Annotated in this window: 26 protein-coding genes; 14 read left to right on the plus strand and 12 right to left on the minus strand. The window is 61.6% G+C overall.

Translation table 11 applies throughout. The annotated features are described in order from the left end of the window. The first annotated feature begins 14 nt into the window (after positions 1–14). The 3 genes from CI15_RS24280 (at position 15) to arsH (ending at position 2394) form a co-directional block, all read left to right on the plus strand. The gene (locus CI15_RS24280; RefSeq protein ID WP_062132330.1) at positions 15–509 is read left to right on the plus strand and encodes an arsenate reductase ArsC; all 495 of its coding nucleotides are present in this window, start codon (positions 15–17) and stop codon (positions 507–509) included. A 23-nt stretch (positions 510–532) separates the two neighbouring features. Further along, the gene (gene arsB, locus CI15_RS24285; RefSeq protein ID WP_062132332.1) at positions 533–1603 is read left to right on the plus strand and encodes an ACR3 family arsenite efflux transporter; all 1071 of its coding nucleotides are present in this window, start codon (positions 533–535) and stop codon (positions 1601–1603) included. 68 nt (positions 1604–1671) lie between these two features. After that, on the plus strand, positions 1672–2394 hold the full coding sequence (gene arsH, locus CI15_RS24290; RefSeq protein ID WP_062132335.1) for an arsenical resistance protein ArsH: 723 nt from the start codon (positions 1672–1674) through the stop codon (positions 2392–2394). A 70-nt stretch (positions 2395–2464) separates the two neighbouring features. Here arsH and CI15_RS24295 read toward each other — a convergent pair whose 3' ends face one another. Then, entirely contained in the window at positions 2465–3190 is a 726-nt protein-coding gene (locus CI15_RS24295) for a DUF1571 domain-containing protein (protein ID WP_206597780.1), read from the minus strand. A 97-nt stretch (positions 3191–3287) separates the two neighbouring features. On the opposite strand from CI15_RS24295, the gene CI15_RS24300 reads away from it, so the two are divergent. Beyond that, the gene (locus CI15_RS24300) at positions 3288–3767 is read left to right on the plus strand and encodes an SRPBCC family protein (RefSeq protein ID WP_062132342.1); all 480 of its coding nucleotides are present in this window, start codon (positions 3288–3290) and stop codon (positions 3765–3767) included. An 81-nt stretch (positions 3768–3848) separates the two neighbouring features. On the opposite strand, the gene CI15_RS24305 is transcribed toward CI15_RS24300, so the two are convergent. The 6 genes from CI15_RS24305 to CI15_RS24330 form a co-directional block, all read right to left on the minus strand. Beyond that, positions 3849–4694, minus strand: coding sequence for a GNAT family N-acetyltransferase (locus tag CI15_RS24305; protein WP_062132345.1), 846 nt, complete (start codon positions 4692–4694; stop codon positions 3849–3851). A gap of 70 nt (positions 4695–4764) precedes the next feature. Next, the gene (locus CI15_RS24310) at positions 4765–5751 is read right to left on the minus strand and encodes an ABC transporter permease (protein ID WP_062132348.1); all 987 of its coding nucleotides are present in this window, start codon (positions 5749–5751) and stop codon (positions 4765–4767) included. After that, the gene (locus tag CI15_RS24315; RefSeq protein ID WP_062132351.1) at positions 5748–6728 is read right to left on the minus strand and encodes an ABC transporter permease; all 981 of its coding nucleotides are present in this window, start codon (positions 6726–6728) and stop codon (positions 5748–5750) included. The genes CI15_RS24310 and CI15_RS24315 overlap by 4 nt, the downstream gene beginning before the upstream one ends. After that, complete coding sequence (locus tag CI15_RS24320; protein ID WP_062132354.1) at positions 6725–8323, minus strand: sugar ABC transporter ATP-binding protein; 1599 nt, start codon at positions 8321–8323, stop codon at positions 6725–6727. Before CI15_RS24320 ends, CI15_RS24315 begins: the two co-directional genes overlap by 4 nt. Before the next feature lie 36 nt (positions 8324–8359). After that, positions 8360–9487 (minus strand): sugar ABC transporter substrate-binding protein, encoded by a 1128-nt coding sequence (locus tag CI15_RS24325; protein ID WP_062132356.1) that lies wholly within the window; start codon positions 9485–9487, stop codon positions 8360–8362. A gap of 366 nt (positions 9488–9853) precedes the next feature. Further along, positions 9854–10162 (minus strand): EthD family reductase, encoded by a 309-nt coding sequence (locus CI15_RS24330; RefSeq protein WP_062132359.1) that lies wholly within the window; start codon positions 10160–10162, stop codon positions 9854–9856. Positions 10163–10565: 403 nt separating this feature from the next. Here CI15_RS24330 and CI15_RS24335 point away from each other — a divergent pair, with 403 nt between their 5' ends. From CI15_RS24335 to CI15_RS24345, 3 genes are all read left to right on the plus strand, one after another. Next, positions 10566–14189 (plus strand): adenylate/guanylate cyclase domain-containing protein, encoded by a 3624-nt coding sequence (locus CI15_RS24335; RefSeq protein ID WP_062132362.1) that lies wholly within the window; start codon positions 10566–10568, stop codon positions 14187–14189. Positions 14190–14250: 61 nt separating this feature from the next. Next, a complete protein-coding gene (locus CI15_RS24340; RefSeq protein WP_062132365.1) occupies positions 14251–14508 on the plus strand; it encodes a DUF4242 domain-containing protein in 258 nt (85 codons plus the stop codon). 106 nt (positions 14509–14614) lie between these two features. Continuing rightward, positions 14615–16873, plus strand: coding sequence for an SLC26A/SulP transporter family protein (locus CI15_RS24345; RefSeq protein ID WP_062132368.1), 2259 nt, complete (start codon positions 14615–14617; stop codon positions 16871–16873). 97 nt (positions 16874–16970) lie between these two features. Here the strand turns inward: CI15_RS24345 and CI15_RS24350 are convergent, their stop codons facing one another. After that, positions 16971–17237 carry a DUF1488 family protein gene (locus CI15_RS24350; RefSeq protein WP_062132372.1) on the minus strand — a complete coding sequence of 89 codons (267 nt, stop codon included), beginning with the start codon at positions 17235–17237 and terminating at the stop codon, positions 16971–16973. A gap of 444 nt (positions 17238–17681) precedes the next feature. Further along, on the minus strand, positions 17682–18011 hold the full coding sequence (locus tag CI15_RS37030) for a hypothetical protein (protein WP_161950057.1): 330 nt from the start codon (positions 18009–18011) through the stop codon (positions 17682–17684). Between the two features lie 143 nt (positions 18012–18154). On the opposite strand from CI15_RS37030, the gene CI15_RS24360 reads away from it, so the two are divergent. From CI15_RS24360 to CI15_RS24375, 4 genes are all read left to right on the plus strand, one after another. Beyond that, positions 18155–19027, plus strand: a complete 873-nt coding sequence (locus CI15_RS24360) for a transglutaminase family protein (RefSeq protein ID WP_062132375.1) — start codon at positions 18155–18157, stop codon at positions 19025–19027. Between the two features lie 42 nt (positions 19028–19069). Beyond that, the gene (locus tag CI15_RS24365) at positions 19070–19873 is read left to right on the plus strand and encodes a transglutaminase-like domain-containing protein (protein ID WP_062132378.1); all 804 of its coding nucleotides are present in this window, start codon (positions 19070–19072) and stop codon (positions 19871–19873) included. A gap of 262 nt (positions 19874–20135) precedes the next feature. Then, a complete protein-coding gene (locus tag CI15_RS24370) occupies positions 20136–20408 on the plus strand; it encodes a hypothetical protein (protein ID WP_062132382.1) in 273 nt (90 codons plus the stop codon). Positions 20409–20445: 37 nt separating this feature from the next. Next, positions 20446–20859, plus strand: a complete 414-nt coding sequence (locus CI15_RS24375) for a type II toxin-antitoxin system HicB family antitoxin (protein WP_062134094.1) — start codon at positions 20446–20448, stop codon at positions 20857–20859. Between the two features lie 421 nt (positions 20860–21280). On the opposite strand, the gene CI15_RS37180 is transcribed toward CI15_RS24375, so the two are convergent. The 3 genes from CI15_RS37180 to CI15_RS24385 form a co-directional block, all read right to left on the minus strand. Beyond that, complete coding sequence (locus CI15_RS37180; RefSeq protein ID WP_153041183.1) at positions 21281–21475, minus strand: hypothetical protein; 195 nt, start codon at positions 21473–21475, stop codon at positions 21281–21283. A 726-nt stretch (positions 21476–22201) separates the two neighbouring features. After that, positions 22202–22519, minus strand: coding sequence for a hypothetical protein (locus tag CI15_RS24380; protein ID WP_062132385.1), 318 nt, complete (start codon positions 22517–22519; stop codon positions 22202–22204). A 349-nt stretch (positions 22520–22868) separates the two neighbouring features. Beyond that, positions 22869–23327 (minus strand): divalent metal cation transporter, encoded by a 459-nt coding sequence (locus tag CI15_RS24385; protein WP_082814284.1) that lies wholly within the window; start codon positions 23325–23327, stop codon positions 22869–22871. A 32-nt stretch (positions 23328–23359) separates the two neighbouring features. Here CI15_RS24385 and CI15_RS24390 point away from each other — a divergent pair, with 32 nt between their 5' ends. The 3 genes from CI15_RS24390 to CI15_RS36165 all read left to right on the plus strand — a co-directional run bounded on the left by CI15_RS24390 (position 23360) and on the right by CI15_RS36165 (position 25256). Then, a complete protein-coding gene (locus tag CI15_RS24390; protein WP_062132391.1) occupies positions 23360–23785 on the plus strand; it encodes a hypothetical protein in 426 nt (141 codons plus the stop codon). A gap of 35 nt (positions 23786–23820) precedes the next feature. Continuing rightward, a complete protein-coding gene (locus tag CI15_RS24395; protein ID WP_062132395.1) occupies positions 23821–24921 on the plus strand; it encodes an extracellular catalytic domain type 1 short-chain-length polyhydroxyalkanoate depolymerase in 1101 nt (366 codons plus the stop codon). Positions 24922–25073: 152 nt separating this feature from the next. Next, positions 25074–25256: an SHOCT domain-containing protein gene (locus tag CI15_RS36165; protein WP_062132398.1), complete on the plus strand. Its 183-nt coding sequence runs from the start codon at positions 25074–25076 to the stop codon at positions 25254–25256. Positions 25257–25548: the final 292 nt, after the last annotated feature.

Consider the following 25548-nt stretch of genomic DNA (forward strand, 5'->3'; position numbering starts at 1 on the left):
TCGCTAACGAAATCGTGACCACGAACGTACTCATTCTCTGCACCCACAATTCAGCGCGCAGCGTGCTCTCCGAAGGCATGCTGAACCATTGGGCGCGCAAGCTCGGCAAGGATGTCCGCGCTTATAGCGCGGGAAGCGCCCCGAGCGGCCGCATCAATCCGTTTGCACTCGAAGCCCTGTCGAACGCAGGCATCGATACCGAAGGCTATCGCAGCAAAAGCTGGGACGAATTCGTGGCGGACGGCGCTCCGCCAATGCGGGTGGTCATCACGGTGTGCGACAGCGCGGCTGCCGAACCGTGTCCGTTCTGGCCCGGAAGCCCGGTGAAGGTTCACTGGAGCTATGCCGACCCGTCGAACGCACCGGGCGGCGACGAAGGCAAACGGCAGGCGTTCGAACTCACACGCCAGGCGATCGGCTATCGCATGCTGCAACTGCTTGAATTGCCGCTGGATCGTCTGAGCGACACCGAGCTTCAACAGGCGCTGAACGACATCCTGCAAAGCTGAGCCATTCTTCGTCGAATCGTCCCATGAACACGCCCAACGTTGCCGCTTCGAGAGAGACCTCTTCGAAGCCGGCCATCAGCTTCTTCGAGCGATACCTGACCGTCTGGGTCACACTATGCATCGTCGCCGGCATCGCACTCGGCCAGCTGCTGCCCAACCTCTTCCAGGCGATTGGCCGGATGGAATACGCCCAGGTCAATCTGCCGGTCGGCTTGCTGATCTGGGTGATGATCATCCCGATGCTCGTCAAGGTCGACTTCGGCGCGTTGCATGAAGTCCGTCAGCACATCAAAGGCATCGGTGTCACGCTCGTGGTGAACTGGCTGGTCAAGCCATTTACGATGGCGTTTCTTGCCTGGCTTTTCATCAAGCATCTGTTTGCGCCGATGCTGCCCGCCGCGCAACTCGACAGCTATGTCGCGGGCCTGATCCTGCTTGCGGCAGCCCCGTGCACGGCGATGGTGTTCGTTTGGAGCCGGCTGACCGGCGGCGATCCGCTCTTCACGCTGTCGCAGGTGGCCCTGAACGACAGCATCATGGTGATCGCGTTCGCACCGCTCGTCGGCCTGCTGCTCGGCATCTCGGCCATTACGGTGCCGTGGGCGACACTGCTCACGTCCGTTGTGCTCTACATCGTGATTCCCGTGATCCTCGCGCAGATCCTTCGCAAGGCGCTGCTCGCGAGGGGGCAAGCGTCATTCGATGCGGCGATGGCGAAAATTGGTCCCTGGTCCATCGCGGCGCTACTCGCGACGCTGGTGCTGCTGTTCGCATTCCAGGGCGAGGCCATCCTGAAGCAGCCGCTGGTTATCGTGCTGCTCGCCGTGCCGATCCTGATCCAGGTGTTCTTCAATTCGGCGCTGGCGTACTGGCTCAATCGCGCGGTCGGTGAAAAGCACAACATCGCCTGCCCGTCGGCCCTGATCGGTGCGTCGAATTTCTTCGAACTGGCCGTCGCCACCGCGATCGGCCTGTTCGGTTTCGACTCGGGCGCTGCTCTTGCGACGGTCGTGGGCGTGCTGATCGAGGTGCCGGTCATGCTGCTGGTGGTGCGCATCGTCAACCGTTCAAAAGACTGGTACGAATGCGCCTGAGAGTTATGGAATCATCCACATGAACAACGTCATCATCTATCGCAACCCGGACACGACGGAGGGCCAGCGTGTCCGATCTCACGACTGACCTGCCGCAGGTCGACCCGGCGCTGTTTCGCGTTCCCGATATCGCTCGTTTGCAGCCTGCGAAAGCGTCGCTGCATCCGCCGCGTATTCTGCTTCTCTATGGTTCCTTGCGAGAGCGCTCGTTCAGTCGCTTGCTGACCGAAGAAGCAGCGCGGTTGCTGGCCGCCATGGGCGCCGAGGTCCGCACGTTCAATCCGAGCGGCCTGCCGCTGCCGGACGATGCGCCCGACAGCCATCCCAAAGTGGCCGAACTGCGCGACATGGTGCTGTGGTCGGAGGGCATGGTCTGGTGCTCGCCGGAGCGGCACGGCGCGATGACCGGCATCATGAAGTCGCAGATCGACTGGATTCCGCTTTCGGTCGGCGCAGTCCGGCCGACGCAGGGCAAAACGCTCGCGGTGATGCAAGTGAGCGGCGGTTCGCAGTCGTTCAATGCGGTCAACCAGATGCGCGTGCTCGGACGCTGGATGCGGATGTTGACCATCCCAAACCAGTCCTCGGTGGCCAAGGCATTCATGGAATTCGACGAAGCCGGGCGCATGAAGCCGTCGGCCTATTTCGACCGCGTCGTGGACGTGATGGAGGAACTGGTCAAGTTCACGTTGCTGACCCGCGACATTGGCCCCTATCTGGTCGACCGGTACAGCGAACGCAAGGAAAGCGCCGAAGAACTGATGAAGCGCGTGAACCAAACCCGTATCTGACTCACGCCGGCTTCCGATCTCGCCCGTCGCCCGGGGCAATTCATGGCCGTGCGATCGCGCGCCAGCGCGACTAGCCGAACGGCCGAAGCTGCGACCCCGGTACGTCGATGCGCAGATCCTCCATCAGTACCGTTTCGATCGGCTCACGTGACGCGCCTTCGCTCGCGACCTTGACGGGTAGCCCGTGGCTCACATCGAACCACAATTCATAGCGGGAAACGCCGGCCTCCACGTGTCCGGTCTTGCCCGTCACGATCACATGCGACGTTCGGTGCATGCCGATAGTCTCGGCGCCGACCACTTGCGTGTCGCCATGCTGTTGAAGCGCACGGACATTGGCGAGCAAAGCGCCGATGTCGGACCGGTCGATGCGATGACCCTGCGGGCCCTGGATCATGCGACTGTCGGGGCTCAGCATCAGCATCGGAAACGTGCCGAAACCGAATGGCCAAAGCTTGACCTTCCCTGATGCAGGGCTATAGATAAGTGTCGCGCCGGCATGCGGACGGATGAAGTCCATCCGCACGAGGCCCGGCTTGCGGTAGCCGTAGAGCACCTCGACCGGTTCCGCTCCCGCCGAGGTCGATTTCAGCGTGACCTGATAGTTTGCGAGCGCATCGAAGCGCGCCTGCGCATCGGCCACGAAATCCCGGTCCGGTAGCGGGGCGTCCGTCATCGCACAGACGTGTGCCGTTGCCGACTCGTGACCTCGATTGCCGGTTTGCGCATCGCCGCCTCCTATACTCGAAAGTACTCGAACGTAGCCGGGCGTGGCTGATGGGTGATTCTGGAACATTGCCTCGCACCACGCAATGCGCACGCGAGTCCACCTGCCTGCGCGGGTCGGCCTGCGTACCCGCATAGCCGTATCGCATACAAGGACGAGGGAAACGATGGCGGAATTCCGTTTGACCACCGTGTGGTGCTTCGAGGCACCGGTGCAGCCGGTGTGGGACGCGATCCACGACTCGACCAAGTGGCCGAGGTGGTGGAAGAATGTCGAGGCAGTGCGTGAGTTGCAGGCGGGCGAGACCGACGGTCTGGGCGCTGTGCATCGGTACACGTGGAAGGGCGTGCTGCCTTATCGGGTGATCATCGACGTGCGCGTCACGCGCGTCGCGCCGCTTGTCGCGCTGGAGGGAGAGGCGAGCGGCGCGCTGGAAGGCGTGGGGCGCTGGCATTTCGCAGCCGACGGTAGCCGCACCGTGGTGCGCTACGACTGGCACGTCAGGACTGCCAGTGCGTGGATGAGCGCGCTCGCTCGCACGCCGCTCGCGCGGCTGGTCTTCCGCTGGAATCACGATTCGATCATGCGCGAAGGCGGCGTGGCGCTCGCGCGCTTGCTCGAGGCACGTCTTATCGATATCGAATAGCGTGAGACAAGCCTGCCTCGAATATGTCGAGCGGCTTGAGGTTCAGATGCCGACCGGTAACTCAGATGCGTCCGCCCTCTTTCACCCCAGCTCAAACGACGTGACCCCGAACACGCGATCGATCGCCATCGCGGGGGCGTCTTTCGTGTACATCCGGGCGGTTTCGAAGACGCTCGTCATGCCATGCTGTTCCGCCAGCGCAACGGCCGCAGGATTCGTTTCCGGCACGTCGAGAACGATCAGCTCGCCAGGCATGCTCGCCGCCAGCGCGCGAAACAGCCCAGCGGCGACGCCCGCGTCATCGGCGAACAGCGGGCCGATCTTGCAGCCCGCCTTGCAGCGGCGCACGACGCCGTAGCCGGCGAGACGGCCAGCGGCGACCGTCGCGAGCGCAACGGCATCCGGCTGCGCGATCCACGCGGAAACGAAACGCTCGCGCGTCGCGGGAAAACATGGGCGATCGTAGGCAAGCAACTGCTCGAACGGCACATCGGCCACTGCCGCCACGTGCGCACACCCAATGCCGTTCACGTGCCCTTGATAGCGGATATTGCGGTAGGCGAGCTGAAACCCGGACTTCCGGTAGTTCGCCTGCTGGGCAACGACACCATCGAGCCCGACGTTGCGGTCCCCCAGATAACGCATACCGTGCTGCCAGATTCGCATGCCGAAGCCCTGGCCGCGAAACCCGGGTTTGACGATGTAGAGACCGATGAAGCCGAAGCGTTCGTCATAGGCGACAGCGGCGAGGCATGCGACCGGCTCACCGCGCCAGACGCCGACGAAGAAGCCGTCCGGGTCCGCTGCTCTGAAACAGCGGGGGTCATGCCGGCCGGGGTTCCATCCCTCGGCAGCCGCCCATTCGACCGCCATGGCCACCTCGTCAGCCGACATGGTGCGCACGATGAAGTCTTCGCTTTGATCCATGGTTCGTCTCAGTCGTGGCGATTCGAGATTGTCGCCGCGAACGCTGCCGCGCGCTTCCCGGCGCCTCGCCCTACACCTCCCGCTTGCTACGCCCATACAGCAGCAGCATCGCCGCGATCACCACGCCGTAGATGATCTGACGCCCCGCCTCCGGCATCTGCGCGACCGAGAGGATCGATTGCAGCAGTGTGATGAGGATCGCGCCGGCCACCGTGCCGAGGTATGAGCCCCGTCCACCCAGAATCGACGTGCCGCCGAGCACCACCGCCGCGATCGCCGGCAACAGGTAAGCATCGCCCATCGACTGCGCGGCCTTCGACGCATAGCCCGCGAGCAGCACGCCGCCGAACGCGGCGAACCCGCTGCACACGGCGAAGGCGGTCACCGTGACGAGCCGCGTATCGATGCCGGAAAGATACGCCGCGCGCTCGGTATTGCCGATCGCGTAAAGCGTGCGGCCGAAGGTCGTGCGCGACAGCAGGAACATCGTGGCGCCGCCGATCACCACCCACAGCGCGGCGGCATTCGGCATGCCAGGTACGAGCCACCCGGCCGCGAGCCAGCGCATCACCTCGGGCGCGGAATCCTGCGGCGACGATCCGCCGGTATAGACGATCATGATGCCCTGCGCGACCGCGTTGGTCGCGAGCGTCGCGATCATCGACGGGATGCGCAGCAGGGCGACGAGGATGCCGTTGACGATGCCGATCAGCACGCCGCAACCGATCCCGACCGGAATCGCGAGGATGCGCCCGAGTTCGCCGTGCCCCGCGACCGCGCACGCCATCATCGCGCCGACGGTGATCGTCCACGGCAGCGACAAGTCGATGTGGCCGAGCAGGATCACCATCATCAGGCCGGTCGCAATGATGCCGAGGAATGCGCCGACCTTCAGTTGCAGCAGGATGTATTCCGGCGACGTGAAGTTGCGCGAAAACATCCCGCCGACCAGCAGCAGCGCGACGATGCACGCGAACGCGATCACGATCGGTTTGTCGATTCTGCGAGTGAGCCTCGACACCAACGTGGTCCGGCCGGTCGCGGAAGCGTGGCTCATTGAAACCACTCCAGACGGTTGCGCACCCTGAACAATCCGCACGCGCCGATCGCGACGGCAAGCAGCAGAATTACGCCCTGAAAAAGCGGCTGCCACAGCGCATCGACGTTGAACACGAACAGCAGATCGCCGATGGAACGGAACGCGAATGCGCCGAAGACCGCGCCGATCGCGCTGCCCTTGCCGCCGAGCAGCGACACGCCGCCGATCACCACCGCGGCGATCGAAAACAGCGTGTACGAGTTCGCGCTGCCGAGGCTCGCTTCGCCGGTGTCCGTGAAAAAGGTCAGAAACAGCCCGCCGACTGCCGCGAGCAGGCCGGCCAGCGTATAGCTCGCGAACTTCGCGCGGCGGATCGGCATGCCGGACAGGAAAGCCGCCGGTTCGGACGACCCGGTCGCGTACGCCGCGCGCCCGATCGCCGAGCGTTTGAAAGGAATCCAGACGATCACGATGGTGGCGAGCAGAATCAGCAAGCTCGCTGGCAGAACGCCGGCGACTTTGCCGGTCAGTGCGTCGGCGAGCGCCTCGTTGATCGATCCGCCGGGCACGGGGCGCAGCAGCAGCGCCAGTCCGTAGTAGACGGCACCCGTCGCAATCGTCGTCACGATCGGCTGCAGCCGGCCGAAAATGATGATCACGCCGTTCAGCGCGCCGCACAGTGCACCCGCCCCGAGCACACCGGCGATGCCGAGCGCGCTGTGTAGCGAGCCGCCCGTGACGATCCACGACCCGATGCAATTCGTCAGCACCAGCGTCATGCCGATCGACAGGTCGATGCCGGCCGTCAGCACCACGAGCGCCTGCCCCATCGAGACGAGCGCGAGCAGGACCGCTTTGTTCGCTGCCGTCTGAAATACGTTGGCCGACAACGCCGACGGATAGTTGACCAGATAGATCGCGAACATCAGCACGAACAGACCGAACGCGAACACCGCTCCGCGATTCTCCGCATACCAGTAACGCAGCCCGCTCATAGCGCGACTCCCGTGGAAGGCAAAATCTGTCCGACGGGCAGGTCGAGTGCGCTGGCGATCAGGTTCTGCTCGGTGATCGCCGAGCCGACGAGTTCCTTCTTGATTCTGCCTTCGTACAGCACGAGCACGCGGTCGCAGCAGCCGATCAGCTCGTCATAGTCGGTCGAATAGAACAGAATCGCGGCGCCTTCGTCGGCGAGGCGCCTGAGCAGCTGGTAGAGCTCCTGCTTGGTGCCGACGTCGATACCGCGCGTCGGGTCGCTGAGCAGCAGGATCCTCGGCTGCCGGATCAGCCACTTCGCAATGACTACCTTCTGCTGGTTGCCGCCCGACAGCGAGCCCACGGGCGCGTCGACGCTGAACGACTTGATCGCAAGCAGCTCCATCATCCGCTCGACGAGCAACTGCTGGCGATCGCGATCGATGATGCCGGCGGTGGACATGCGATCGAGCGCGGCAAACGACAGGTTTTCGCGTAAAGACATCGGCAGCATCAAGCCTTCGGTCTTGCGGTCCTCGGGGATCAGCGCCATACCGATTTCGTCGGCGCGCGCGGCCGTCGGGCTCCCGATCGACACGGCTTTGCCGTCGATCTCGATCCTGCCCGCGCAGCCGCGCAACACGCCGAATAGCGCGAGCAGCAGTTCGCGCTGCCCTTGTCCGTCGAGGCCGCCCAGCCCGAGGATTTCTCCGGCCTGCAATGAAAAGCTGATGCCCCGCAGCGTGTCGCTCCACGCGAGATCACGACAGGCGAGAACCGGGGCGGTGCTATGGGCGTCCGCGGGCTGGTCCGTCGGTTCGGCCGCGGGTTTGGCAGCGGGTTTTGCCGCGGGTTTTGCTGGAAACGCATGCTGGTACTTCCGGCCGATCATCATTTCGACGACCTCATTGTCGGAGCGCGTACCCGCCTCGAAGCTCATCACATGACGACCGTTCCGGTAGACCGTGCATTCGTCCGCGAGCGCCTTCACCTCGTGCATGCGGTGCGAGATGAACAGCAGCGCGAGTCCCTCTTCGCGCAGCCGCTTGAGCACCTCGATCACGCGCGCGACGTCGGCCGCGGTCAACGCCGAAGTGGCTTCGTCGAGGATCAGAATGCGTGGCGCGTGTGCCAGTCCCTTCGCGAGCTCAACCATCTGCTGGCGCGACAGCGGCAGGTCCCGGACTTTGGCAAGCGGATTGATGTCGGCGGCGCCCGCTCGCGCGAGCGCCTCCTCGGCCTGGCGGCGTTGGGCTCGTCGGTCGATCATCCCGAAACGGCGCGGCGGGTTCGCGGCGAAGATGTTGTCCGCCACGCTCAAGTCGGGGATCAGCGACAGCTCCTGATACACGCAGACGATGCCGGCCGCGTTCGCCTCGGCGGGCGACGCGAACGAGACCTCCCGGCCATCGAAATGCATCGTGCCCTCGTCCGGCTGCACGACGCCGGACATGACCTTCAGCAACGTGGACTTGCCCGCGCCGTTCTCGCCGAGGATCGCGTGAATTCGGCCCCTGCGCACCGTGAGCTCCGCGTGATCCAGCGCGACGGCACCGCCGTAGCTTTTCGACACGCCAGACATCTGAAAGAACGGCTGCTCTGCATCCTGCAGCATGCTTCGTCTCCGGTCACAGCGCGGGCCATCATCCGATCACTGGTTGCCCTGGTTCTGCTTCATGATTTCCTGCGCAGAGAAATTGATGCCGCACGTCGGAAACGAGTTGCCGACGAAGAAGTTGTCGGAGTCGTTCGGGAAATAATTGACGCCCGACTTCAGCATCGAATCGTCGGTGACGTCGAGCGGCAGCTTGATCGCCACGGGAATCGTCTGGCCGTCCAGCGCAGCGAGTGCCGTCTTGATCGCCACGGCCACCTGCGCGGGACCGGTGCCCGCCGACGTGCACTTCAGGCCTTGGGCTCCATACTGCGCGCAGAACTTGCGAAAACCGTTCTCCGTCTCGCCGCCGAAAGGCACGAACGGATGTTTCGCATCGATCATCGCGCGCACGACGCCCGTGTCGCCGCCTTGCGCCGATATGCCATCGAAATGACCCTGCACGGCAATCGCGTCAGCGGCGGCCTTTTGCGCGACCCCGTCGTCCCACTTGCCGTAGACCTGGACGACGTTCCACTTCTTGCCGGTGTCGTCCAGCGTTTTCGTGAAACCGTTGTGCCGGTCCGTGTCGACCGACGTGCCCGCCACCCCGCGAACCTCGAGCACCTTGCCTCCGTTCGGCAGGTGGCCCGCGAGCCATTTGGCCCACAGCGCGCCGAGCCCATACTGGTCGACGTTGACGTTGATCGCGTCTTCGCTGTCGAGCGTGTTGTCGAACGCGACCAGCACCACACCGGCGTTCTTCGCGCGGCGGATCGCGGGACCGAATGAGGACGGGTTCTGCGCGTTCACGATGACCGCGTCATAACCGGCATCGATGAAGTTGTTGACGGCCGAGATCTGCGCCGGAACGTCCTCGCCGGTCGAGACGACCTTGAACTCCTTGAGCTTGGCGGCGACGGCCGGTTGCGCGGTGTAGGCCTTGGCCGTCCTGATCATCTGGATACGCCACGTGTTCGCGATATAGCCGTTCACGAGTGCGACCCGGTAAGGCGCGTTCTTCTTCGGATACTTGATGAACTTCGTGTCGCTCTTCCAGGGGACCATGCAGGTGGGGTCGCTGGACGGCCCGGACACGACCGCAACCTGCGCGAAGGCCCCGCTTGCGCAGAGCGTCAATGCGGCGCTCGCCGCCGCTCGAAGCACGTGGATTCGTGAAAGCATGTTGCCTCCTTTTTGTTCGATTGGACGTACCGATTGCCTGCGCACATCGCTGGTCGTGGACTGCCGGCACGGTGTGCGTGAAGCACGGAACCTTGCGGAGTTGCTATAGCGGGACTGGATCGGACTTGCAGAAGGAGCTTTTCAATGGCGCCTCCTCGAAGCAAAAGAAGGGCATGCGCATACGCGTTTCCGTCTGACACTACTGACATACCAATCCGCGCGCGATAGTGGTTTACCAGTGAGTCCAACGCACCGGGCGAGCGGGCTGAAACCCTTGGTGGATAAGGACTGGGCTGCCGTGAACGGAGGCGGCGCGCACGGGGATCGGGGGGCCGTTTCGACGAAGTTCAGCCGTCGCCCGGCGGACTACGCCTCTCTCGTCTCGAAGATCAGAAGATCGACACCGGCTTGCGCGAAGTTGGCCAGATCTGCCGCGGTCGCCTGGCCTTCGGGCGAACCGAGCGCCGCCTTGATCGCATCGACCGAATCGAAGCGAAGCTCGGCGACCAGATGATAGGGAGAGTCGCCTTGCGCCATCGCAACCGGCCCTACACTAATCTCGTAGTCTCTCAGGCCCGGCAGTTTCTTCGCCAGTGGCACATGGGTCGACGCGTAATATTCATCGAACGCCTTGGCATCGGACGGTTTCTTGTAAAGCGCGACGAGCTGGGCCATGGTTTCGTCTCCTGTAGGTCGATCCGGCCGAGGCGGGTCACCGTTGATGATTGGATGGGGTCGATGGCCGCGGCGTGTAAATAGTGAAGACCACCATACAAAGACAATTGGCCAAAACAAAGTTTCAATCAGCCACGCGTTATTCGTATAACGCACCGCCGGCAACGTCGTTGGGGCGTGGTGAGTCGCGTCCGGGCTGACTCCACGACAGAACCGCGTATTTTTCGGCCTGCCCGAGGGTATTCCGACCATCCTGACATTGCGCTTTCATGATTTGGAGACTATGTTCGAAAGCGATGCGCATTGAGCAGACGAGATGGAAATGCAAGGCCGCCCACGCCCGAGGCTCAGGGCTGTGGTGTCTGCGGGCAAAACGTCGGGACGTGCGGAAGTACGGTGAAGAATGGACGATTCAACTCCCGGTGACCTATCGACCTGGCTTACGCAGATCGGTCTCGGTGCGCACGCTGCGAACTTTATCGCGCAAGGCATCGACTGGGACGTGATCGGCGAGCTGTCCGAGCAGGATCTCAGAGAGCTGGGCCTCCAGCTTGGCGAGCGAAAACGCCTGCTGAAAGCGCTTGCGCAGTTGAACACCTCCGGCGCAGCGTCATGCGAGCCCACCGCTCCGAAAGACGCGACAAACGAACCCCGCCCCGCCTCGCCAATTCAATCCACGCCCGCCGAGCGACGGCAGGTCACGGTCATGTTCGTGGACCTCGTGGGTTCGACAGAGCTGACCCATCATCTGGATCCAGAGGACACGCGCCGGCTGCTGGGCGGCTACCACCAGGTCTGCGCGAACGCCATCGAGACGCACGAAGGTCATATCGCGCAGTACCTGGGCGACGGGCTCGTCGTCTACTTCGGCTACCCCCGGGCGCACGAGGACGACGCCGTGCGGGCAGTCACGGCCGGCCTCGCGATTCTCGCCACGCTCGGGCGCGCCAGTCCGGACGCCGTCACCGGCGGTCTCGGACGCCTGCACGTTCGGATTGGCATTGAAACCGGTCTCGTCGTCGCGGGAGAAGTCGGCGCAGGTTCGTCACTGGACCGCCAGGCGATCGTCGGCGAGACGCCCATCGTCGCGGCGCGTCTGCAGGCAATCGCACCTTCGGACTCGCTCGTGGTCGGACCGGCCACAAAACGGCTGGTCGAGCATGCGTTCTTACTCGAAGAGCTTGGCTGCCGGGAACTGAAGGGAATTGCCGAGCAGGTTCTGGTCCATCGCGTGCTCGAACAGTCCGAGGCACGAGCCCGAGCGGAGATTTCGCTGATCGGTCGGTTACCCGAGCTGGAAATGATCCGGCAGCGTTGGAGGCAAAGCACCGACGGGGAAATGCGTTGTGTGCTGCTGACGGGTGACCCGGGAATCGGTAAGTCTCGCGTACTGCGCGCTTTTGCCAGCGCCATCGATGCCGAGCCGCACGAGGTGGTCTTGCTGCATTGCTCGGCGTACTACCGCAACAGTCCTTTCTGGCCGGTCGTACAGTGGTTGCAACACACGCTCGGCATCGGTCAGAAGGCCGGTGACGGGAACGATGCCAAACGGCTCGAGGCGAGCATCCGGGCCATGGACGTCGATCACGAAGAAACGCTGGTTGTGCTTTCTTCGCTGCTGGGCGTTACCACCGAAGATCATCACCCCTCGCTCGACGCGTCTTCGCCAGATATCAAGAGTCGCTACCTGAACGTGCTCATCGCGCTCATTGCGCAGTCGGCCGGTACTCGGCCACTGCTGGTCGTCATCGAGGATGCGCACTGGGTTGATCCATCCACGCTTGATTTCGTCACGCTGACGCTCGAGCGCCTGGTGTGCGCGAAGCTGATGGTCCTGATCACCGCCCGCCCCGAATTCCAGCCACGGTGGACCTACCCGCATGTTGTCCAGCTCAATCTCGACAGGCTCTCGCGCAGCGACTGCAACGCGATGATCGAGCGCATGACGCCGGGCAAGCCGCTGCCGCAAGTGGTAGTGGAGATGATCGTCGCAAAGACCGACGGAGTACCGCTCTTTGTGGAGGAATTGACCAAGGCGGTCATTCATGGCGATTTTCTCCGCGACGCGGGAAGCCACTACGAACTCAAGCCGACTTCGCAGACGATCGCGATTCCCGACACCCTCCAGGGCTCGCTGCTATCCCGGCTCGACCGGCTGGAGCCGGCAGTGAAGGAGGCCGCTCTGATCGCATCGACGATTGGACGCGAATTCAGCCGCCGACTCCTCTCCTTGATCTCGACGATCCCCGAGAGCGAACTGCAGCAAACCCTCAACCAGTTGATAGCGGCTGAGATCATCCTGCCCGCCCCGCGGGCGCCAACGATAGAGGAAGCTTTCCTGTTCCGCCATGCCTTGATTCAGGAGATCGCCTACCAGTCCCTGCTGATTACGCGGCGCCGGCATTACCACGCCATGATCGCCACCGTGCTCGAACAGCAGTACCCGCAGGTGGTGGAACAGCAACCGGAACTGATCGCCCAGAATCTCACGGCTGCCGAGTTGCATGAACCCGCCATCGGTTACTGGCAACGGGCTGGAGAGCGCGCCCTGACGCGCGCCGCCTACAGTGAGGCGATCGTTCACGCGGAGCGTGGACTGCAACTGGCCCGTAGTCTCCAGGTGGACCAGCACGCTCGCGTCAATCGCATGCTGCCTCTGATTCTGATCCGCGGCGAGGCCGAACAGAGATTGGGGCGGCGCGAGGCCATGGTCACGTTTCGCCATGCCGCAGAGTTGGCGCGCGACGAGAAGTTGCCGGGATACCTGCTTCAGGCCGCGCTCGGCTTCGACAGGGCAGAAACCTTTCTCGAAGGCACGGGCAAGGAGTCCATCGCGCTGCTCGAAGAGGCGCTCGGTCAACTCGGAACCGAAGACAGCATCGAGCGCTGCCGCCTGTTGAGCCGGCTCGTGCGGACGTCTCACATGACTGGGGAGTCGACTCGTGGCCTTCGGTTTTCCATCGAAGCGATCGCGCTTGCGCGACGTCTGAACGACCGGCCCAGCCTCTTCGACGCGTTGGCCTGCAAGCTGATGTATGTCGGCGCCCAGCCGCTACCTGCGCATGCCTTTGCTGCCCGTCGCGAGGTCATGCAGGAACTTCGTCAGATTGCCGAAGAACTCGGCGATGACCATTCCATCGGGCACGCGTGCGCGAGATGTCTGACCGGCTATCTGGAGATAGGTGAGCTGGAAGGCTTTGAAACATCGCTCGAGCGATACCGCGAAATCGCCACGAGCGGCCGGCACTTCGTCGATCAATGGTGCGCTACTGCTGCCCAGGCCATGCGAGCCATCCTCCTCGGCGACTTCGCGACGGCCGAGGCGAAGGCAACGGAATCACTGAAACTCGCGGAAAGCGGTAAGGGGGCGTTCGCGGCGGGTGTCTACGGGGTGCAGATGTTTACGATACGCCGCGAACAGGGACGCCTCGCCGAGGTAGCGCCGGTACTCAAGCGGTTTGTCAGCGAGCACCCCACCGATTCGATCTGGCGGCCGGGGCTCATGTTGATCTGGACCGACCTCGGTTTTGATGCGCAAGCCCGTGACGATCTCGATCGCATGGATCTCAGCGGATCGGCACTTCCTGTCGACAGCAAGCGGCTTATCACCTTGACGTATCTGGCGGAAGTCGCTGCGCGGCTCGAGGAACGCGAGCAGGCGGCGCGCATCCATGAACTGCTCCAGCCATACCAGCATCAGGCCGTTACCGTTCCGGCGTTCACCCTGTGCTGCGGATCGACGGCACGCTATCTCGGCATGCTCGCGAGCGTCCTCGGTGAATGGACGACGGCCCACCACTATTTCGAGTATGCGCTGGAGATGGACGCCCGACTTCAGGCTTTGCCGTGGTTGGCGCATACCCAGCACGAATTTGCCGTGATGCTGGCCGCCCGCAATCACGAGAGTGACAGGGTCCGGGCAGCACAACTGCTGGCAGCCTCCGCGGAGACGGCCAAAAGCTTAGGAATGTTTGCTTTGCTACAACGCATCAACGGCAGTTCCGGCAATCAGGTCAGAAGTTCTTGAGAAACAGGTTTGATGTCTTTCCCACGCGCAGTAATGCGTCCCGTCTGAAAAGGAGATCGCCATGCCACGTTTCATGATCGAGCGAAATTTCGCTGAGAAGCTTGAAATGACAAACGAAGCCGCACAAGGGATCAAACAGATCAATGACGAGGAAGGAGTCCAGTGGCTCTTTTCGTTTCTCAGTGCCGACAAGAAGAAGACGTACTGCCTTTACGAGGCGCCGAACGCCGAAGCGATATTGTCTGCCGCGCGGCGTTGCCAGATACCCGCCGATGCGATCGTCGAAGTCAGTGATTTGCGCCCGGAAATGTACGCGTAGCCCGCGCATTTCTGCAGGGCACAAGAAAGGCTTAACGATCGCCCCTGCGCCTTCGCGATCAGCGAGGCGAGCCTGACTTCCGATGTAGCGGACCCGCGGGGTCATCATGAGCGAGAACGCGAGCGACGACGACAAACTCGTGCAACCTCACCCCGACCCGTCGGCGGAGCCTGCATCGCGCGGGCATACCGCCCTTTCGTCGCTCGGCGTAGATACGTTCGCGGGCCTGCTCACCGCGCTAATCGCGCTTTCCTATGCCGCGGGTTACGGTGCGATGATCTTCTCGGCGGGGCTCTCGACATGGCTTCCGACCGGCATGCCGACGGCGCTTCTGAGCTGCGTGATCGTCGCCCTCGTGGTCACGCTCGCGAGCTCGCAGCCCTTCATGATCGCCGGCCCCGATTCGAACGGGACCGCGCTGCTCACCGGCCTGGCCGCGGCTACCGCGCTGTCCATTCGCACCGCCGGCGGCAGCGACGGCGCCGTGCTTTCCACTGTGCTGTTGCTGATTGCCGTGTCGTCGCTCACCACCGGTGCCCTGCTCTTCGTGCTCGCCAACTGGAAGCGCGGCAACGTAATCCAGTATGTGCCGTTTCCGGTGATCGGCGGCTTTCTTGCGGGTACCGGTCTGCTACTGCTCGAAGGCGCACTGCGTGTGCTCACCGGCGTGCCCCTCGGCGCAGCGATGCCGGGCGTTCTGATGCGGCTGCCGTTGCTTGCCACCGTCCCCGCGTTTTTCGTAGGCGTGAGTCTGCTGGTGCTCACGCGTATCACGCCGGGCTCGCGCTTTGTAGTCGTGCTGCCTTCCGTCATGACGCTCGGTATCGCGGTGTTCTACGTCGGGCTGACACTGTCGGGCAAAAGCATCGATGACGCGCACCAGATGGGCCTGCTGTTTCACTACAAGCCGATCGATACCGTGCAATTGCCGTTCTCGCTCGTTCATCAAGCCTGGCTGCCCGTGCTCGCTTCCCGCGCGCCGGAAATCGTCGCGATCGCCGCGGTCTCGTCGATGACGGTGCTTCTGAACACGACGAGCATCGGGGTGACGACCTCGCACGACATCGACTTCACCCGCGAGATGCGCGCGGCCGGCCTCGCGAATCTCGTGACCGGACTCGCGGGCGGACTGGTCGGCGCGCAATCGATGACCCGTACCATAATCAACTGGCGCCTGGGCGTACGCGGACGGCGCGCCGGTGTGCTCGCGGCCGTCTTCTCGCTCGTGGCGATCGCGTTCTTTCCCAACCTGATGGCGCTCCTGCCCAAGCCCGTACTGGTCGGACTGCAGCTCTTTATCGGCGCGGCAATGCTGATCGAATGGCTCGTCGATTCCTTCAGACGGCTGCCGTGGCATGACTACCTGCTGATTCCTGCGATCATGGTGTGCATGGCGGTCTATGGCATCGTCGCAGGCGTGGTGCTGGGGGTGATCGCGGCGTCTCTGCTGTTCGTCGTGCGCTATGGGCGCGTCAACTGCTTGCGCCTCGAATTCGACGGGCGCGGGCGGCGCTCGAACCTCGAGCGCACCATTGACGAAAATCGCATGCTCGATGGCGAGGCGCATGCGCTCTACGGCGTCGCGCTGCAGGGCTTTCTCTTCTTTGGCACCGCGTACGCAATCCTCACTCATATCCGCGCGCGCATCGAGACGCCAGCCGCTGCGGGGAATCCTCACGTCAGCGTTCGATTCGTGCTGGTGGATTTCGCGCGCGTGCACGGGGTGGACGCATCGAGCATCGCGAGCTTCGCGCGCCTGCGCGAGGCCTGCACTCGCGTGAACGCGCAACTCGTCTTGACTGGCCTTTCGCCGGTGCTGAAAAAGTGGTTTACCGAAGGCATTGCCGAGCCGGGCAACCCCTGCGGCCCGCGCTTTTCAGCCGATCTGGATAGCGGGCTCGAATGGATCGAAACGCAACTTCTGGGCGCGACGCGAGTGACAGGCGCAAGCGCCATCGCCTCGGATTTGCCCGACACACTCCATGGACTGCGGCCCCATCTGGACACTGTCTCGCTCGCGCCCGGCGAGTACCTGTTTCGGCAAGCGGATCCGGGAGACTCGATCTACTTCGTTCAGACCGGTCGACTAACCGTGGCGCTGCCCGTGGGCGAGGAACGCACTTTGCGATTGAGGAGCTTCGGCGCCGGAACCATCGTTGGCGAGATGGGGGCGTACAACTGTGCGCGGCGTAGCGCCGACGTCGTGGCCGATGAGCCGACCGTGGTATTACGGCTCGCCCTTGCAACGCTCCAGCGCATGGAATCTGACGATCCCGCGCTCGCTGCACGCATGCACATGTTCGTCGCGCGCGTGCTGGCGGCGCGGCTCGCCGCGGCGGACGAGCAGATTCGGGTGGCGCAGTGATGGGGACATTGAAATCACGTGAGGTCGTCGACTATGGCCGTGGTGGATGTCCGGCAAATGCAGATGCTTGCGCGCGTGGGGGCCACGCTTACGTGGATCAGGAGATCACGTACCGGATCTGTTGGTCGCCCTTATATAACGTCTTGGCCAGCTCACGTATCTGGTCGAGACTGCGATCGAACGCGGCGAGCAGATCGGTTTCCTCACTGCGGGTTCCGGGATTGAGCTTCATCAGCATCTGGCCATCGACCAGAAACGCGATCTCGCGAGCATTGTCGTAACCCCAAAAACACACGCAACGCCTTGATGCGTCGTAGGAGCGACTGGGATTGGGAAAGCTGAGCCCGACCATCTTCTTTGCCATCTATTTTCCCGACGAGACGTAGCGCCACTTCGCGGCATTGACATCAATGCGCGCATCACCGTCAAGCCGCTTCTGGGCGCGGTCTGCTTCCGCCTGCCGCAAGGCGTCGGCACGAGCCTTCCGGGTCGCAACGGGGTCTTCCTGTCTGCTCGGCGAGGTCGAGCTCATCGGGGGGCGCTTCAGCATCTGGATGCCCGCAAATAGAGAGTGCAACGTCAAGGCAATGGCCTGAGGCCAGAAAGCACGCCTGAGCACCCCAGCGGCCACATCAAGGCCGCGATGCTCACTCGCGTGCAGGATTCAACACATATTCGTGCGGGGACTGTCGATCCAAACACGAACTGCGCACCGATGAAAGCGGGGTGCATACACACGTTGATTGTTCGAGAGTGCGCCGCATGACGCAACAAAGCAAGAACAATCGGCAAAGCGGCGACCGGGCCTTTACGGCAAATAGATCGCGACATCCATTAAAAATACGCCCAGAATGGGACGGAGAGCGGTCCGATCCGTGGCTGCCGAAAGGGGGAGTGAAATGCCAAAAGGCGAACAGCGTAGTAATCGCGAGGCAAAGAAGCCTAAACAACCTAAAAAGCCGCCATCTCCCAGCCCAGACCGGTTCAGGACACTCGCCCCGAAGGTTTCGGTGTTGAGCGATTCGACGAAAAAGAAGTAAGCGACCGTCGCGATGTGAACGCGCGGGTGTTGCGCTTCAGGTGCGCAAAATGTCGGCAGAGGCCGACAAATCTGCCCGGCAACCCGCGTCGCTGCCATCGAAGTACGCCTCGTTGCCCTCGTCGATAGCCGCATTCAGTGCGTATCCAAGTTGTTGACGATTGCCGCCCAGTCCGTCCTGTGGCGGTGAGCTTTCTTTTTGGGAACGAAATGGTGAGCAAATTTGTTCGCGGCGAATCGAAATGAGCGCGCCTCACAGGCTGACCGTACGGCACCAGAGCGTCTACCGCTACTCGGAGCCTGTGCGCTTTGGTGAGCATCGGATGATGTTCCGCCCGCGTGCGAGTCATGATTTGCGGCTTCTCACCACGCAACTGCTGATTACACCCACACCCGAACGGCTGCATTGGTTACACGATGTCTTCGACAACTCGGTCGCAGTCGCGACATTTTCCGTCGAAGCGTCCGAGTTGCTGTTCCGAAGCGAGGTGACGCTCGAACATTGGGAAGCGCCGTTGCCCGATTATTCGCTGGAGCCCTATGCGTCGACGTGGCCCTTCGCCTATACGAGCGAGGAGGCCTCCGATCTGGTGAACGCGCGAAGCCGTCAGTACCCGGACGCCGAGGTCGACTTATGGGCGCAACGCTTTATCGAACCCGTCGGCATCACGAGCACGATGACGTTGTTGCGCAGTATGACGCTCGAGATCAAGAACAGCTGCATGTACGTGCGGCGTACCGAGAAGGGTGTCAATCGTCCTGCCGACACGTTACGCATGCGCCGCGGCAGTTGCCGCGATTTCGCGGTACTGATGATGGATGCTGTCCGCTCGCTTGGCCTCGCGGCCCGGTTTGTCAGCGGCTATATCTTCGTGCCGGACTATGACGCCACCTTGGGGGGCGGCGCGACCCACGCATGGTTGCAGATCTACCTTCCCGGTGCAGGCTGGGTGGATTTCGATCCGACCAACAGTATCGTCGGCAACCGCCATCTGATTCGTGTCGCGGTGGCGTGGAATTACGAGCAGGTGCTGCCGCTCTGGGGCACGTGGCATGGTGCGATGTATTCGTTCCTCGGTCTCGAGGTCGACGTAAGCGTGACGGAAGACGTCTAGGCGCCCAGCGCGTCACGACTCTTTCAATGCAAGGGTGGTTCGATGAAACTTCGAGTGGGCTATGAACTGATATATGAATGCGTGCAGCCGACGCCGATGATGCTGATGTTGAACACGCATTTCTCCCGAGCGCAGGATGTGCTGTCCGCCGATCTGCTGGCGGTCGATCCACCGGTGGCGATCACACAGTATCGCGATACCTTCGGCAATCTCTGCAGCCGCATCGTCGCGCCGCCAGGGCTGATTTCGCTCTCCACCACCGCGCTGCTCGACATCTCCGATCAACCCGAGAAGCGCGAAACGCTCGACTATCAGCACGCCATTGAAACGCTTCCTGATGAATGTCTGATGTTCCTGCTCGGCAGCCGCTATTGCGAAACCGATCTGCTGTCCGACATTGCGTGGAATCTGTTTTCCAGTTCGCATCCGGGGCGCCGCCGGGTGCAGGCGATTTGCGATTACGTGCATCAGCACATCACGTTTGGATACGAATTTGCGCGGCCGACCAAGACCGCTTTTCAGGCGTGGCAGGAACGCAAAGGCGTGTGTCGCGACTTCGCGCATCTGGCCGTGGCGTTGTGCCGCGCGATGAACATTCCGGCGCGCTATTGCACGGGATACATCAGCGATGTCGGCGTGCCGCCGCCGTGGAGTCCGATGGATTTTGCAGCCTGGTTCGAAGCCTACGTTGGCGGCTCATGGCAGACCTTCGATCCGCGCAACAACGTGCCACGTACTGGACGTGTGCTGATGGCGCGCGGCCGCGATGCAGCCGATGTTGCGATCAGCAATACATTTGGTCCGACGAAGCTGGTCAAATTCGACGTCCACTGCGCGCCCGAGTGAGTTCGTGCGGTCATCCCAGTGTTTTTGCGTACTCAAGCACAAGGGCCACGCTCCGGAGGAAGCAGATCGCTCGATGGTCTCGCCGTCCGACGAGAGGCTGGTAAGTCGCTGCTCTCTACTTTTTCGTCCGCAAGATTAAGATTGCTTTGCAGAGCCATTAAGCGCATTGTGAAGTAATCCAGATGTACCTCTGGCCGCCATTTTCAGCATCCGGATAGATAGATTTCAATGACGGTCAGCACCGCTTACGGAGCGCGTCATCATGACCATTCCCACCATTGAATACAGAGGGCACGAACTACGTGCGTACTCTCACCAGGAATTCCCCCTGCATCGTGACCCGTATGCCAAGGGTCCACGGCAGTTTTCGTCCGTCGTGCGAATAGACACTATTCCGTCCCGCGAGGTCAAGGCCCGGCGCTATGCAACGTTATTCGACTCGGGAAGTCCGACCACCTCGGGTGATGCCATCGAGCGCGCGATGCAATATGGCAAAGACATCGTCGATGGCAAGATTGAGCCGACCGGACTCTGACAGATCGAATGTCATGCAGCCCAAAGTGGAGCAGATCATGCAATACCCGCTTTATGTGCGCCGCGATGGGACTGCCGGCTTTCGTGCCAGTTTTCCCGATCTTCCCAGAGCAGTTGTGCGCGGCCATTCGCTCGATGATTTGAAACGCAACGCGCAGGAGGTTGTCGAACTGATGTATGACCGCAGCGAACAGCTGATACCCGCTCCAACCTGCAGTACTTCGGAATTGCAATCGCTCGACATGGACGACGAGCAAGGAATCTGGATGTTCATTGAGATCAATCTGACGCGGGTTACCTCGAAAGCCGTGAACGTTCAATTCAGTCTGCCCGAGAGTCTGCTGCAGAGAATCGATGCTGCAGCAAAAAAGCGGCACTCGACACGCTCTACGTTCTTTACGCTGGCTGCCGTACGCGAACTTGAAAACCTGGACGAAGGGCCATTGCTCTAGACGATGGCTTCCTGGCAGATGTTCGCGGACAGGGAGGCTGATGTCGCGCCACCAATTCGAAACAGACCTGACGCACCTCGAACAGATTATTCCGTTGCGGGTGCGCGGAAATCCGCCCGCGCTATCGTACTGGCGACGTCGCATTTCTTCGCTATCGACGCTGCAGGGTCTGCTACCCGATAGAAACAGGCGTGTAACCCGACTGCTCAATGTATTCGATGAAGTCGAGCGCGCTTGATAGCAGGCAACGCCACCGCCCGACAGTCCCCTGGACGGAACGGGACGCGCTTACGCTCGGTCACAACGTCTTCAAATCGGGTAAGAGTCGCTCGAATTCCCCGCCTGTTCGCGGTTCAGCATCGCAGACATCTCCGATATAACGAAGGCCGTCGTGACGCCTGTCCAGTCTGCCCAGCGCGTATCATTTCTGGAGCGGCAATCCCAATTGCTCGCGTAGCCGGTCCAATTCATGGTGTTCGTCCATCCAACGGATCTCCCGCTTGTACAGAAAGCTGCGCCTGTATCGCCACAGCGACACGCCGAACATCAGCGTCAGCCCGATCGCGATGCCCCACATTGCATACGTCATATCATCCTTTTCAATCGGTTCACGCATTACCTCGGGCAACGGACCGTACGAGCCACGGACGGGATTGGAGAAATTGAAACCACAATCAGCTTTGCGCACACACGCCCGAGTAGCGCCATTTAGTGGCGTTGGAGTCGACCGTGGCATAACTGACGCGTCTTTTCTCTGCTCTCGGAGCATCCGCTGTATCGAGCAGATGAGTGCCCGTCCCGATGGCAAAAACGCCGCTGGACCAGCCTTGAATCCATAGACGCACCTGGCAGTGCGATATCACTGACGCTTCGAAGCCTCCTTTTTCAACTTCTTCGCGTCTTTCTTTTCCTTCGGCGTTTTGGTGGCGACTTTCTTCTCTGTCTTCCTGGCGTCGTGAGCTTTGCTCATGATGGACTCCCTTTATGTAGAACTCTCACAGAGGACGACGCGATGCCAATTGCTACGCAGGCATGCGTCGATTCAAAAATATTTCGAGGCGCTTGCAACCAGCGTTGGGTATCTAACGACTACCCTCGTCTGGACGCTAAGGATGCCGCGGTATGAGCCGAAACTGGTCCCGGAGAGCATCTATACGAGCAAGCGCAACGGGCTCGCATGGCCGTCGGCCGCCGCGAAGGTCCTGGCTGGTGGACGAGCCAGGAACGACGTAGCGGTCAAGGAAGAGGCGTCCCCGGGGCGCCGAGTCGGATCGTTTTCTACGGCGGCCGATCGAATAAGAAAGCGGCCGTCCTGAGCGACATTGTCGCTAACAGTTAGTCTCTAGTGTCGGGGCCCCTTCATCCCCTCTGCTTCCATCGCAGCATTGCGCTCCTCGCTTGCCTCGATGGGTTCCATCGTTTCGTCGACGGACGCTGTCGCGCGTTCCGTGGCTGACCTCGTTTCGTTGACATCTGCACCGACCCCTGCGTCGTCGTCAGCCGGGGGCTCAAGCATGTCTTCAAGCACAGCTTCCAGCTCTGGCGTGTTCCACGGCGCGCCACGCTGTTTTTTCCTTTTTATATAGTGCCTGACTTCTGCATCCTGCTCGGGAGTCAATGGAAGGCCGTGAAAGGTGCTCTGAGGGGTAGCGTCAACCATGGTACTGCTCCCGGAATTTGTCCTATTTTCAGTGTAGTCCTGTTTTGCACGGAAATCGCTAACTATCGGTCCGTTCATCGAGCAATCTTCCGCTCGCCTCCAGTGTCCGGCAAGTGGACGGCGACCGTGCTGCCGAGCGGGTCCCGGGTAGCAACGCGACACTGCAATATTCCATCAGCACTAATCCAATCAATCCGGTTTTTTAAATTTCAAAAGACGGAGTTTTCTATGTCCTGCGTGCGGAGAAGTTTGTCTACCGGCTGCCCGGTACCCTGTATCAAGTCAGACCGATCGGTTTGTCCATACGCTTCAGTGGGTTATACCGTTCTCTCATTGCAGATACAGGGTTTTAATTGACGCGTATGGCGACGACCGTCGTGATGTACGCGCTTTTCCATGACCGATGCGGAATAAAGGTACGAACCAGCACGGTCTGCCACGGGATCTGCACGACAAACACCGTGGCCACATACGCAAATAGCGCGGGCGTCAGCCACTTGAGTACGCGCAAGTAGACGCGATAGGGAATGAAGAGCTGCAGCAGCACGGAAACCAACGCAAATGCAACGGTATAAATGTGCACGGGACCGCCGATCACCAGGTTGACCGCTGCCCCAATCGCCGTGAGGTCGGCCGCGATGTTGATCGTATTGGTGATGAGAAGCAGGACGACGGAACCGTAGAGCAGCCACGCGGGATAGTGAGGCCTGGTGTTGGTCGCAAGACCGTGGCCGCTCACGCGTGCGGGCCGCGCGCTGTTACCAATTTGTCGTTGACCGCATCCAATAACCAGCCTATAACCATCCATATGGATGGTAAACAGATGGGACAACAACCGTAATGGCAAAAGACACAACCTCCGAGGCAGCACGTTCCCGAGGCGGTGAAACCGAAAAAATCACGATCAATCTGGGTCCAGTTGATCTGGGCCAGATCGACCTGCTCGTGGAAGAAGGTTTCTATTCGAACCGTACGGATCTGATCCGCACGGCAATCCGCAACCAGTTGTCGGTTCACGCGCTGGTCGTCAACGAGACAGTCACGCGCCGCGAACTGGTGCTGGGCCTCCAGCATTTTTCGAAGCGGGATCTTGAAGCGGTACGCGCGGCAAACGAACGGCTCAACATCCAGGTACTCGGGTTGGCCAGCATCGCCACCGACGTCTCGCCGGAACTCGCCCTCGCCACGATCGAGTCGATCCTCGTACGCGGCGCGTTGCACGCATCGGCCGCCGTCAAGGCGGCGCTCGCGGATCGCATCCGGTAGCGCCGCGGGCTCGAACCCTATCAACAGGAAACCCAATGAAACTCAATGAAGGCTTTCTCGATTCGATGAAAGAAGCGTTCGCGCGCTTTCGCGAAGGCGACGCCGCCGCCGCGACAGATGCGGTTCAGCGTGCGTTGCGCGGCGAGGCCGCGAACGCCGCTTCGACAGCGCGTGAATTCACGGATGTGGAGTCAACGCCGGTACACGTCGCCGAACGCGCAGAGCCTGTTCACCGCGCGCGCCCCCGCCCGGCAAAATCTCAGCCGGAAGATTGCGGACACTTCAGCATGCGCAGCTACGCGAACGCCGCCGGCCAGCGCAACTACAAGCTGTACGTACCGAAGGGTTATACCGATGAGCCTGTGCCGCTCATCGTCATGCTGCATGGCTGCACCCAGGACGCGGACGACTTCGCCGCCGGTACGCAGATGAACGCGCTCGCCGACAGCCACAAGTGCCTCGTCGTCTATCCGATCCAGCCACAAGGCGCGAATCCGTCTAAATGCTGGAACTGGTTCAAGCGTGTCGATCAGACACGCGAGAAGGGCGAGCCCTCGCTGATTGCAGGCATTACTCGCGAGGTGATGGCGACCCACCGTGTGGATCGGAACCGCGTGTACATCGCTGGGTTATCGGCGGGTGGCGCGATGGCTGCGGTCATGGCGCAAAACTATCCGGACCTGTACGCCGCGGCGGGCATCCATTCTGGCCTCGCCGCCGGATGCGCGCACGATTTGCCTTCCGCGCTCGCGGCTATGCGCGGAGGTAAGCGTCGCGCAGACGCGCGTTTCGTTGAACCGCCCAGGTGCCCGCTGATCGTGTTCCATGGCGACGCGGATACGACCGTCCACTACACGAACGCAGGCGACCTGGTACGCGCGTTCACCGAAGACACTTCGGCGCGTGGCCAGCCGTCGAGCGGGATCGCCGCCGGGCGCAAGCACACCGTCCGGCGATTGACATCAGCCGACGGGGTGCCTGCGGAACTCTGGACCATCCATGGGGCGCCGCATGCATGGTCGGGCGGCAATCCGCGGGGCTCTTACACCGATCCTTCCGGACCGGACGCGAGCGCGGAAATGTTGCGCTTCTTCCTTGCGCATTCGCGCCCTGGCGGGGTGACTGATTCTGAATAAACGCTCGTTGGCGACCGGATGTCACATCCAGACAGCTTACGGCGCTCTATAGTTGACACGTCATTGATAGAGACCGGTTTCTCGCGCCAGTTCAGACCTGGCGCAGATTTCGATTAAAAACTCAGCTGTCAGATCAGGAATAAGGAAGTGCCATGAGCAGCATCCCCAAATTCACGTCTAGTGTTCAGGGGACGTTGGGAAGCGTCGAAACGAAAGTTGACGATGTCGAGGATTCCACCTCCTGGCTAAAGCGAGCCAGGCAGATGCTGGATGAAGGTCTGATTAGCGACACCGAATTCGAGACGATCAAGGCTCGTATAATCAGCCAAATTTAATTTCATCGATGGCATTCGGCGATCTGGAAGTTTTGCTTCCGCACAACACAAACTCAAAGGCTCGGCCGATCCACATTCAAGCTCCCCGCCCTGCGCGTCCCCAATGGGCGGGGCATGCACTGCGCCATTCCTGACGAGTCGTCACCTGGCCGCAAACGACTACGAGTTCACCACAGGTATTTGTCCGGATCATCGCGACTTCGCTTAGCGGCGAATGGTGCTCAAGTTTGACGACCTCATGCCGACAAAGAGTCTGTCATTCCATTCGACAAATCGGTTTCATCACCCGGAA

Origin of the sequence: Paraburkholderia monticola (assembly GCF_001580545.1) — a bacterium.
Classification (GTDB): Bacteria; Pseudomonadota; Gammaproteobacteria; order Burkholderiales; family Burkholderiaceae; genus Paraburkholderia; species Paraburkholderia monticola.